Source organism: Phenylobacterium sp., from assembly GCF_031425575.1.
Classification (GTDB): Bacteria; Pseudomonadota; Alphaproteobacteria; order Caulobacterales; family Caulobacteraceae; genus Phenylobacterium.
On the sequence record NZ_JANPJP010000055.1, the window covers coordinates 1 to 10,531 of the forward strand.

Below are 10,531 nucleotides of genomic sequence, written 5' to 3' on the forward strand. Positions count from 1 at the left end.
TCACCCCGCCGCCGCAGATCCAGGCGGGCGGACAGCCCGGGCTGTTCGAGGAGGAGTCGTGAAAAACGCCGCTCAACCCGGCGAAGGCCGGGACCCAGATTCATCTCCCGTGTTAAGCGCCTGAACACGGGCCGCGCCTCGGATACCACCTCAATCGCCCTGGGTTTCACCTGGGTCCCGGCCTTCGCCGGGATGAGCGGGCATTGGGTCTCGACCCCGTCGACCGACCCCGGGCATAAGGGGGCGATGCGTACCCTTTCCCTGATCCTGCTAGGCGCCGTGCTCTGGTTCCTCGCCGCGGTGTTCCTCCGGCTGGCCATGCCGTGGGGACTGTTCGGCGGCGGGTACCCGACGGCCATCCTGTTTGGAATCACCGCCTTGCTGGCGCCGGTGCTGCTGAGCGCCGTGCACCGCCTGACCGCCGGCGGCGAGGCCCCCCGCCTGCCCACCGCGGCGATTATCTGCCTGGTGGGGGCCCTGCTGGGCTCGGTGGCGATGACCTGGTCGCCCGAGCTCTACGCCGCCAACCCCGCGCGCCTGGTGGCGGGCGCAGCCTGGCTGCTGTTCGGGCTCGGCGCGCTTCTCACCTCGGCCATGCTGCAGGACCGAACCCGATGACCGAACCCTCCGCCGGCGAGATCATCGGCCGCGAACACCGTCTGCCGGTGCGCATCTACTACGAGGACACCGACTTCACCGGGGTCGTCTATCACGGCCAGTACGTGCGGTTCTTCGAGCGCGGCCGCAGCGACTTCCTGCGGGTGGCGGGCATCGGCCACGCGCAGCTGCTGGACCGCCCGGACCCAGCCGCCTTCACCGTCGTGCGGCTGGAGATCGACTTCAAGGCGCCCGCCCGCATCGACGACGCGCTTCTTGTGCGCACGACCTATGATCGGATGGCCGGACCGCGCCTGTTCATCGACCAGAAGATCACCCGCGGCGAGCAACTGATTGCGCAGGCTGTGGTCGAGGCCGCCTGTATCGATCTCACAGGACGGCCACGAAAACCGCCTAAAGAACTCATAGCGACGCTCCGGCCTCTGTTTTGCTAGAGCGCGATAGCCGAATGTGGACTTCCGGTTTCGGCGGCCATCGCGCTCCAATTGGGAGTGGACAGAAATGTGCGTATCAAAGTGAAACGTACATTTCTGTGGTGGCTTGGCCATAAGTTCGACACTGCGCTGTCCCAAGCCAATCCTGGCCGGACGCTAACCACGGAGCCCAGGCCGCATGGACCCCGCAGTCCCCGCCGCGATCACCCCCGAGACCTTCTCCTTCATCTCCCTTTTCATGCGCGCCGACTGGGTCGTGAAGAGCGTGATGATCGGCCTGGCCGTGGCCTCGCTGTGGTCCTGGACGGTGATCATCGACAAGTTCTTCCGCTTCAGCGTGCTGAACAGTCAGGCTGACCGGTTCGAGAACCAGGTCTCCTCGGGCCGCAGCCTGGAAGACATCGCCGCCGAGGCCGGCGAGCGGCCCAAGCACGCCCTGCCCCGCATGCTCCAGGGCGCGCTTCGCGAATGGCGCGACGCCCGCGGCAAGGGCCTCTCCACCGACACCCAGGCCGCCTTCCTGATCCAGCGGATCGACCGGGTGCTGGACACCACCATCGCCCGCGAGGCCCAGCGCGTGGAGGACGGCCTCGGCTCTCTGGCCATCGTCGCCACCGCCTCGCCCTTCATCGGCCTGTTCGGCACCGTCTGGGGGATCATGAACGCCTTCCAGGAGATCGCCATCCAGAAGAACACCAACCTCTCGGTGGTCGCGCCCTCCATCGCCGAAGCCCTGTTCGCCACCGCCATCGGCCTGGTCGCGGCCATCCCGGCCTATATCGCCTACAACAAGTTCTCCACCGACGCCTCGCGCTACACCGGCCGTCTCGAAGGCTTCGCCGACGACCTGTCCACCGCCATCCAGCGGCGGCTGGCGGATCGGACCTAGGCCATGGCGATCTCGAGCCACGACGCGTTCTCAGCCTCGGGCGGCGGCGGCCGCAGGCGCCGCCGTGGCGGCCGCAGAGGCGCCCTGTCGGAAATCAACGTCACGCCCCTGGTGGACGTGATGCTGGTGCTGCTGATCGTCTTCATGGTGTCGGCGCCCCTGTTGACCGTCGGCGTCCCGGTTGAATTGCCTAAGACCGAGGCCGGCTCCATGCAGGACCAGGCCGAGCCCCTGACCGTCTCCATCCGCGCCGACGGTTCGCTGTTCGTCCAGGAGGAGCCCGTGGCCTTCGCCGGCCTCTCGCCGCGCCTGCGGGCCATGGCGGGCGACACCACCAAGCCGATCTATGTCCGCGCCGACGGCCGGGCAGCCTATTCCGTGGTCGCCCAGGTGATGGCGGCGCTGTCCACCTCCGGCTTCACCTCGATCAACCTGATCACCGACACGGGCGGCCCCTCCTCCGGCGGAACCCCCGCTCCGGACGCTCCGGCGGGTTGAGGCCGGCATGACGCGCACCGGGTCGGATTTCTCCGCGGCGATGATCGTCTCCGTGCTGTTGCACGGCGGGGCGATCGTGGCCGCGCTGATTTCCTGGCCCAAGGACCCGCCGCAGGTCGGGACCACCGTGCCGGTCAATATCATCTCCAACGCCACCTACACCGACCTGCGCGCCGCCGCCCAGGCCGCCCAGGATCAGATGGCGACCACCGAACAGCCGATCCCCGACGCCCCGCCCGAGGCCGCCATCGAGGCGCCCCTGCCCGAACCCCTGCCCCCTGCCCCCGTCCCTGCGCCGACCCCCGCCAAGCCCGCGCCCGCGGTGGCCAAGCCCACGATCGACCCCACCGCCAAGGGCGTCCAGAAGCCCGCCGCCAAGCCTCAGAAGGCGCTGGACCTCGACGCCCTTTCGGCCAGCATCGCCAAGTCCCGCCCCGCCGGGGGAAAGTCCTCGTCCGCGGCCAGAGGGCCCACGAGGCAGGAGACCGCGCTTGAGGCCCGCGCCGCGGCCGGCGCCGGCAAGGGGGTCTCGGCGAGCGCCCTGGCGGGCCTCGTCTCGCAGATCGAACGCCGGTGGAACCCCAACTGCGAGGTCGAGGGCGGCCGAGACGTGCGGGTGCGCGTCACCTTCACCCTCTCGGCCACCGGTCAGGTGGTCGGCGCCGTGGAGGCCGGCGGCCAGGAAACCTCCTCCAATCCCGTGGTCCGGGCCGCCGCGGAACGGGCCATCCGCGCCGTTCGCCAGGCCGCCGCCGACAAGGCCCTGCCCCGTGAAGTTTACGGTCAAGCCTGGGCCCCCACCTTCAACGCCCAGGAAGCCTGCCAATGAGCGCCCTAAAGGAGACCCGCCCGATGCGATTGAAGGCCGTCTGTCTGGCTCTCGCCAGCCTCATGCTCGTCACGGTGTCGATAGCCACGCCAGCCGCCGCCCAGATCGAGATCAACGTCAACAAGGGCGACGTCCAGCCCCTGCCCATCGCCATCCCCGCCTTTGGCGGAACCCGCGGCGCCGACATCGCCCAGGTCATCACGGGCAACCTGGAACGCTCGGGCCTCTTCGCCCCGATCGGTCAGCAGGCCCATATCGAGAAGGGTCTGAACGTGGCTGTCCAGCCGCGCTTCCCCGACTGGAAGGCGATCAACGCCCAGGCCCTGGTCAACGGCCAGGTCACCGTCGAGGGTGGCCGGCTGCGGGTCGATTTCCGCCTCTGGGACATCTATTCGGAGCAGCAGCTCCTGGGGCTGCAGTTCACCTCCACGCCTGAGAACTGGCGCCGCGTGGCCCACAAGATTTCAGACGCCGTCTATGAGCGGCTGACCGGCGAGAAGGGCTATTTCGACACCCGCATCGTCTTCGTGTCCGAGACCGGGGGGCGCATCAACCGCACCAAGACCCTGGCCATCATGGACCAGGACGGCGCCAATCCCAGCTACCTGACCGACGGCTCCTACATCGTCATGTCGCCGCGCTTCTCGGCCACCAGCCAGGAGATCACCTACATGACCCTGCGGCCGGAGGGGTCGGCCATCTACCTGTTCAACCTGGAGACCGCCCGGCGCGAAAGCCTCGGCCAGTTCCCGGGGATGGTCTATGCGCCGCGCTTCTCGCCGGACGGCGGCCGAGTGGCCTTCTCCGTGGAGCGGGGCGGCAACAGCGACATCTATGTGATGAACCTAAAGAGCCGCACCTCGGCGCGCCTGACCTCCGACCCCGGCATCGACACCTCGGCCTCGTTCTCCCCCGACGGGACCAAGATCGTCTTCAACTCCGACCGCGGGGGCCAGCCGCAGCTCTACATCATGAACTCCGACGGCTCGGGCGTCCGTCGCATTTCTTATGGGTCGGGGCGATATACCACTCCGGTGTGGAGCCCGGTGGGGGACTTCATCGCCTTCACCAAGCAGACGGGCGGGGAGTTCCACATCGGGGTCATGCGTCCTGACGGTTCAGATGAGCGGCTTTTGACCACCAGCTATCTCGACGAGAGCCCCACCTGGGCGCCGAACGGGCGCGTGCTGATGTTCAGCCGTGAAACACCCGGAGGGCCTCCGCGTTTGTGGACAGTGGATGTAACAGGTCGGATCCTGCGGCCCGCGCCCTATCCGGGCTCCGGCTCAGACCCAGCCTGGTCTCCACTGCTCAACTGACGAGAGAATTCAGGTGTAACGTTTGCATAGTGGCGGTCATTTGAAATGTCCGACACGCGGAAATGCAGGTACAGTTTAGTGAATGGCGCGGTTGGCGCCGGCGAAACCCAGCTTAAGGAGAAGCCAGACATGAGCTTCAGCACCAAGCACGCCCTTCGACTGGCGCTTGTCACCACCGCGGCTCTGTCCATGGCCGCCTGCGCCAGCAAGCCCAAGCCCGGCCCCGGCGTCGGCCCTGGCCCCGGCCCTGGCTACCCGTCGCAACCGGGTCCCGGCCCCGGCGTCGGTAACGTGGTCCCCGGGTCGATCCAGGACTTCGTCGTCAACATCGGCGACCGGGTCTATTTCGATTTCGACCAGTACGACATCCGCTCCGACGCCGGCCCGGTGCTTGACGCCCAGGCCCAGTGGCTGATGCGTTACCAGGGCGTCCAGGTGCGCATCGAAGGCAACGCCGACGAACGCGGCACCCGCGAATACAACCTGGCGCTCGGCGCCCGCCGCGCCAACTCGGTGCGGGAGTACCTGGTGAGCCGCGGCGTGTCGCCTGCGCGGATCTCCACCGTGTCCTTCGGCAAGGAACGCCCGATCGATCCGGGCACCAGCGAGGACGCTTATCAGCGCAATCGGAACGGCCACACCGCCATCACCGGCGGCGCGCGCTAAGAACTGCCAGTACCAGTTCGAGGAGAGTGCGAGAGGGGTCCCCACTGCGGGACCCCTCTTTGCGTTCTGGACTAAACCCACGGACGAGCCCCAATTTGGCCCACCCGACCTGAAGATGATGACCGCATGACCCTTCGCCGCCTCGCCCTCGCCTCCGCCGCCGTCCTGACCCTGGTCAGCTCTGGCCCCGCCTTCGCCCAGACGCCCATCGATCCGCTGGACGCGCGCGACGCGCGGCGCCTGGACCGCATGGAGCAGGTGATGCGCGAGCTGCGCTCCATCGTCTTCCAAGGCCGCGACTCCGGAAAACCGGTGGTGGTCCAGCCCGCCGAGACCGACTACCAGCTCCAGGAACTGACAAGGCGCATCGCCGACCTTGAACAGGCGCTCACCCGGGTGAACGGCCAGCTCGAGACCACCAACCACGACCTGCAGCTCGCCAAGCGTGACGCCGAGGCCCTGAAGCGGGACAACAAGGCCCTGGCCGACCGGCTGGGCGGCATGGAGCAGCGGCAGGTGGCGCCGGCGCTCGAGGGGCCATCCCCCGATCTCGCCGGCGGTTCCAGCGATGTGGTCGCCCCTGTCCAGACCGCGTCCGAGGCCTTCACCGCCGCCCGCCAGCTGATGCTGGGCGGCGACTACACCGCGGCGGAGGGCGCCTTCCGCGACTATGCGGAACGCTATGACACCAGCGCCAAGGCGCCGGAGGCACGCTACTGGCTGGGCAAGACCCTTGCCGCCCGGGGCGCCAACGCCGACGCAGCCCAGGCCTATATCGCCGCCATCCGCGGCTGGCCCGCAACCGGCTGGGCGCCTGACGCCACGGTAGAGCTGGCCCGCTCGCTGATCGCCATCAGGAAGCCCGCCGACTCCTGCCAGATCCTCGGCGAGTTCGACCGGCGCTATCCGAAGGCGACGCCCGCCGTGAAGGGCCGCGCCGCCGCCGCCCGGACCCAGGCCAAGTGCGCGGCCTGACCGCGACCGTCCACGAGGTTCTAGACCGCCGCCTGCTGAGCATCTCGCCCGCGCCGATCGCCGTCGCTTTGTCCGGCGGCGGAGATTCCCTGGCGCTCACCCTGATGGTCGCCGACTGGGCCACGGCCCGTGGGCGGTCCCTGCTGGTGCTGACTGTCGACCACGGCCTGAGCGCACAGAGCGCCGCCTGGACCAAGTCCTGCGCCGGGACGGCCGATCGCCTGGGCGCCAACTTCCGGGGCCTGGCCTGGGAGGGCGGCAAGCCGGCCACCGGCCTGCCCGCCGCCGCCCGAGCCGCCCGCCACGGGCTGATCGCCGACGCCGCCCGGGCGGCCGGGGCCAAGGTGGTCCTGATGGGCCACACCGCCAGTGACCGGCTGGAGGCCGCCGCCATGCGGCAGGAAGGCGCCTCGACCCCAAGTCCCCGCGAGTGGACCCCGTCGCCGGCCTGGCCCCAGGGCCGGGACCTCTTCCTGCTACGCCCCATGCTATCCCGGACCCGCGCCGAGATCCGCACTTGGCTGGCGGAGCGCGGCGAGACCTGGATCGAGGACCCCGCCAATGAGGACGCCCGCTTCGCCCGGGCCCGCGCGCGGGCGAGCCTGACCGGCGACGAGACCGACGACGTTCTTCCAGGGCCCGTGCTGGCCGATCTCGCCCTCGCCACCTGCGACCTGGCGGGAGGGCTCGCGGCGCCCCGCACCCTGCTGCGGAGGGCCCCGCCGGCCTTCCTCGCCGCCGCCTGCCTCTGCGCCGCCGGGACCTCCAGACCGCCGCGCAGCGACCGCCTGAAGCGCCTGGCGGACACCCTGGGCGGCGACACCGATTTCGCCGCCACCTTGGCCGGGGCCCGGATCGAGGCCGATCAGCGCGACGTCCGGTTTCTGCGTGACCCTGGCCGGGCAGGTCTGGAGCCCTTGTCTCTCGCGGCGGGACAGGCGGCTGTCTGGGATGGGCGCTTCGAGATCACCACGGAGCGGCACATTGCGATCCAGGCTCTGGCGGGACATGCGGCGCGCCTTTCGCCCGCGTCACGCTCGGCGCTGCAGCGCCTGCCGGCCGGGGGGCGCGGCGGCCTGCCCTTCATCCGGGGAGAAGGCTCCCCCGTCCTGGCGGCGATTTCCGGCGTGATGGCTCGCCCGCTCCCCCTGGATAGGCTTCGGGCCGCCTGTGGTCTGATCGATCGGGAACCGGCTTAGCTGCTGCGGAGAGGCCTGGGGATCGAGGACCCTTTGGCTGAGCAACGGCCCGCGGGAACAGCCGTGGGCTAACCCTCCGCCATGACGTGCTCGATCCCGAAGATGATCGGATCGGCGAAGCGTTTGCCCAGCAGGGTCGAGTGGTTGGCGCCGGCGATGTCTGCGAGGTAGCCGCGGACCGAAGCATGGGCGGGCGCGGCCTGGATGGCTTTCAGCCGCGCGCCGAGGCGCGTGCCCCCGGCATTGACCACCGCCACCGGCAGGTCGGGGTGATAGTGCCCGATCTCTCGCCCCTGAGCCGAGGTGGCCGGCCAGTGCATGACCTCCTCCGCCGACCAGTGGGCGTGGCTGGCCAGGCCGTAGATGCGGCGCTTCTCGGTGGAGGCCTCCCCCTCCAGGCCGATCTTGTCACCGGCCACCAGGGCGAACGGCTTCATGAAGCCGAGGCCGGCCCAGCGGCCCACCAGTTTCATGGCGCGTAGAAATCCGTTGATGGCCCGCGCGGCCGCGGGGCTCTCGATGGTCTCCGGCGTGACGGCGTCCACCAGCACCACCCCGGTGACGCGCTCGCGGTTGCGGCCGACGAACACGCGCAGCAGCAGGCCGCCCATGGAGTGGCCCACCAGGATAAGAGGTCCGGTCTCTCCCACACGGGTCAGCAGCGCCTCGAGGTCGGCCACGATAGCGCGGCCGTCCCGCGGCCGGGGCCCTGGATCGGAATAGCCGAGCCCTGCCCGGTCATAGGCCAGGCTGCGCAGGCCCCTGTCGGCCAGGCGTTGTTGCACCACGGCCCAGTCGGCCGCGCACCCGAAGGCGCCGCACTCCAGCACGATCAGCGGCTGCGCCGTGTCGGGGCCCGCCCGCACGATACGCAACCGCCGCCCGCCGATGTCGACGAGAGCTCCGCGCGTGGGGTGGAAGCCTGCCTTGGCCATGCGCCAGACCTAGGGGCCGGCCTGGGCCGAGGCAAGAGTGGCGTCGGCTATTTCCAGACGACGGTCTGCGCCGCGTCGGCCGGCCCGTAGTCGATCTCCACCCGGGTCACCGCCTTCGCCCCAGGGGGAACATCGAAGGGGGCGCGGGCCAGGGTGGGCTTCAGGCTGACCGGCGGGCCGCCGTCGAAGCTGACGCGGACCATGCGGACGCCCAGTTCCGGATTGACCAGATAGGCCGGCTGGTCGGCGGCCACGCCCTTCTCGGTGACCACGAAGAAGCGCTTGGTCTGGCTGGCGCCCGCGTACCACATGATGTTGAGCTGCTGACCGCCGACCCGCCAGTTGGGCGTCATGGAGACCGTGGCGTCGGAGCCCTTGGTCTTGATCTGGGTGGTCTGGGCGGGAAGCACGCCGTGGGCGCCTTCGGCGGTAGAGAGGGCAAGCCCGGCGGGAGCCGCTGGGACCGCGGGTTCGCTCTTCCCGCACGCGGCGAGAGATGAACTCAGTAGAAGCACGGACGCGAGCGCAAGCCCGCTAAAGCCTGAACGCATAGGTCGTTTCCTCGTTTTTATGACACGAGGATGGGCACAAGCTTGGCCTTGCCACAAGACGATGCGCGTAAGCCTTACTGGGACTAGGTTCGCGACGGTGCGAGGAGGGATTCGACCATGCTGCGGCTGATTCTGGCGGTGATTCTCGGGCCTCTCGTGGGGCTCGTCGTGCTGGGCGCCGTCGACGGCGCCGCCAACACCATCTTTCCCCCGCCCCCGGGGGTCAACCTGACCGATCCCGCGGCCATCCGCGCCGCCACGGCGATCCTGCCGATCGGCGCCCAGGTCGGCCAGGTGCTCGCCTGGCTGCTGGGGACCCTGGCCGGGGCCTGGAGCGCCAACCTGATCGCGGGACGCCGGGCCTTGGCCGGCCGCATCGTCAGCGCTCTGTTCCTGGCCTTCGCCTCCTGGACCCTGGCCACGACCGCCTATCCGGTGGAAACGCGGGTGGGCCTGGTGATCGCCGTCCTGATCGCCGCCCTGGCCGCCGACCGCGCCTCGGGCAGGCCCAGAACCTAGCCCTGGAACTTGAGGGTCTGGCGAACGCGGCCGTTCTTGCCCTTCTTGCCCTTGGCTGCCTTGGCCTCCATCAGCGCCTTCTTGCTCTCCGGAATCTCCGACACCGTGGCGAGGCGCACGCGGGGCGAGACATAGGAGGCCAGCTTTATGGGCAGATCTTCGGCGGTCGCGAACTCGCGATTCAGGAAGACCAGGGGGTTCAGCGGCTTGTCGTCCTGGCGGATCTCGAAGTGGACGTGCGGGCCCGTAGAGGTGCCGCTGGAGCCCATACGGCCGACCGTCTTGCCGGCCTCGACATAGGCCCCCTTCTTCATGCCGCGCTCGATCTTGCCGAGGTGGGCGTAGAAGCTGGTGAGACCGACGCCGTGCTCGACCTCGACATAGCGGCCGTAGGAGGCGCTCTCGCCGGCGCGGATCACGATGCCGTCCGACACGGCGACGACCTTGGTGCCGATGGGGCCGGCGATGTCGACACCCTCATGCAGCCGGCCGCGGTCTTCCCAGGGCATCCGGCGCAGGCCGAAGGGGGAATTGATCTTCTCGCCGGGGACCGGGTTGCCGCACTCGAAGGCCGGCGGCGGCGGGGGCGGCGCCACCTCCTGGACAGGGGCGGCGACCGGGGGCTTGGTGACAGTCTTGTCGATCAGGTTGGGCCGAGCGGCATAGGCGACGGTGGCGACGCTCAAGGCTAGGACGCCGGCGACAGCGACCTCAAAGCCGAAATGGCGCACCCGGTCAGACGTCGACAAGGACTTCAAAAACAAGCGGAACCTCTTCCAGTAAAGTCGAGCTTAGAACGCGTCCGCTAGAGGTTGTGCGGAACAGCTTCGACCAATCGCCACGGGTAAGCGGCGACTTATTGCCGTGGCTTTAAGACAAAAAATTGGCGGCGTTAAGGATTAGCTTCGAACCTATTACAGCAGAGCCGGGTGAAGCTCGACCATAGATTCAAGTGGTAAAGGTTCTCCTAGCCGGGCTGCGACAAAATCGCAGCCCGCGCCAGCGAGTTCCTGACGGCCTGAGTCTAGAGGCCCTTCAGAATGCCTTCGACCATCTTCTTGGCGTCCCCGAACAGCATCATGGTGTTGTCGCGGAAGAA

General features: G+C 69.0%; 14 protein-coding genes. 10 read left to right on the forward strand and 4 right to left on the reverse strand.

The annotated features are described in order from the left end of the window. Window positions 1-246: 246 nt before the first annotated feature. The 9 genes from RMO97_RS03175 (at window position 247) to tilS (ending at window position 7,427) form a co-directional block, all read left to right on the forward strand. Window positions 247-618 carry a hypothetical protein gene (locus RMO97_RS03175; RefSeq protein WP_310539094.1) on the forward strand — a complete coding sequence of 124 codons (372 nt, stop codon included), beginning with the start codon at window positions 247-249 and terminating at the stop codon, window positions 616-618. Continuing rightward, complete coding sequence (locus RMO97_RS03180) at window positions 615-1,052, forward strand: YbgC/FadM family acyl-CoA thioesterase (RefSeq protein ID WP_310539095.1); 438 nt, start codon at window positions 615-617, stop codon at window positions 1,050-1,052. Before RMO97_RS03175 ends, RMO97_RS03180 begins: the two co-directional genes overlap by 4 nt. 178 nt (window positions 1,053-1,230) lie before the next feature. Continuing rightward, complete coding sequence (gene tolQ, locus RMO97_RS03185; protein ID WP_310539096.1) at window positions 1,231-1,941, forward strand: protein TolQ; 711 nt, start codon at window positions 1,231-1,233, stop codon at window positions 1,939-1,941. Between the two features lie 3 nt (window positions 1,942-1,944). Then, complete coding sequence (locus tag RMO97_RS03190; protein ID WP_310539097.1) at window positions 1,945-2,439, forward strand: ExbD/TolR family protein; 495 nt, start codon at window positions 1,945-1,947, stop codon at window positions 2,437-2,439. A gap of 7 nt (window positions 2,440-2,446) precedes the next feature. Next, complete coding sequence (locus RMO97_RS03195) at window positions 2,447-3,268, forward strand: energy transducer TonB (RefSeq protein WP_310539098.1); 822 nt, start codon at window positions 2,447-2,449, stop codon at window positions 3,266-3,268. 23 nt (window positions 3,269-3,291) lie between these two features. Next, the gene (gene tolB / locus RMO97_RS03200; RefSeq protein ID WP_310539099.1) at window positions 3,292-4,587 is read left to right on the forward strand and encodes a Tol-Pal system beta propeller repeat protein TolB; all 1,296 of its coding nucleotides are present in this window, start codon (window positions 3,292-3,294) and stop codon (window positions 4,585-4,587) included. A gap of 129 nt (window positions 4,588-4,716) precedes the next feature. Continuing rightward, on the forward strand, window positions 4,717-5,253 hold the full coding sequence (pal, locus tag RMO97_RS03205; RefSeq protein WP_304783600.1) for a peptidoglycan-associated lipoprotein Pal: 537 nt from the start codon (window positions 4,717-4,719) through the stop codon (window positions 5,251-5,253). 126 nt (window positions 5,254-5,379) lie between these two features. After that, complete coding sequence (ybgF, locus tag RMO97_RS03210) at window positions 5,380-6,228, forward strand: tol-pal system protein YbgF (RefSeq protein WP_310539100.1); 849 nt, start codon at window positions 5,380-5,382, stop codon at window positions 6,226-6,228. Beyond that, the gene (tilS, locus tag RMO97_RS03215; RefSeq protein WP_409035280.1) at window positions 6,225-7,427 is read left to right on the forward strand and encodes a tRNA lysidine(34) synthetase TilS; all 1,203 of its coding nucleotides are present in this window, start codon (window positions 6,225-6,227) and stop codon (window positions 7,425-7,427) included. Before ybgF ends, tilS begins: the two co-directional genes overlap by 4 nt. Before the next feature lie 68 nt (window positions 7,428-7,495). Here the strand turns inward: tilS and RMO97_RS03220 are convergent, their stop codons facing one another. Continuing rightward, window positions 7,496-8,362 carry an alpha/beta fold hydrolase gene (locus tag RMO97_RS03220; RefSeq protein WP_310539102.1) on the reverse strand — a complete coding sequence of 289 codons (867 nt, stop codon included), beginning with the start codon at window positions 8,360-8,362 and terminating at the stop codon, window positions 7,496-7,498. 47 nt (window positions 8,363-8,409) lie between these two features. Next, window positions 8,410-8,772 carry a hypothetical protein gene (locus tag RMO97_RS03225; RefSeq protein ID WP_310539103.1) on the reverse strand — a complete coding sequence of 121 codons (363 nt, stop codon included), beginning with the start codon at window positions 8,770-8,772 and terminating at the stop codon, window positions 8,410-8,412. 258 nt (window positions 8,773-9,030) lie between these two features. On the opposite strand from RMO97_RS03225, the gene RMO97_RS03230 reads away from it, so the two are divergent. Beyond that, entirely contained in the window at window positions 9,031-9,432 is a 402-nt protein-coding gene (locus RMO97_RS03230; protein WP_310539104.1) for a hypothetical protein, read from the forward strand. On the opposite strand, the gene RMO97_RS03235 is transcribed toward RMO97_RS03230, so the two are convergent. Further along, complete coding sequence (locus RMO97_RS03235) at window positions 9,429-10,196, reverse strand: M23 family metallopeptidase (RefSeq protein ID WP_310539105.1); 768 nt, start codon at window positions 10,194-10,196, stop codon at window positions 9,429-9,431. The genes RMO97_RS03230 and RMO97_RS03235 overlap by 4 nt on opposite strands. Window positions 10,197-10,456: 260 nt before the next feature. Continuing rightward, a partial coding sequence (locus RMO97_RS03240) for a hypothetical protein (protein WP_310539106.1) occupies window positions 10,457-10,531 on the reverse strand: 75 nt, incomplete at its 5' end.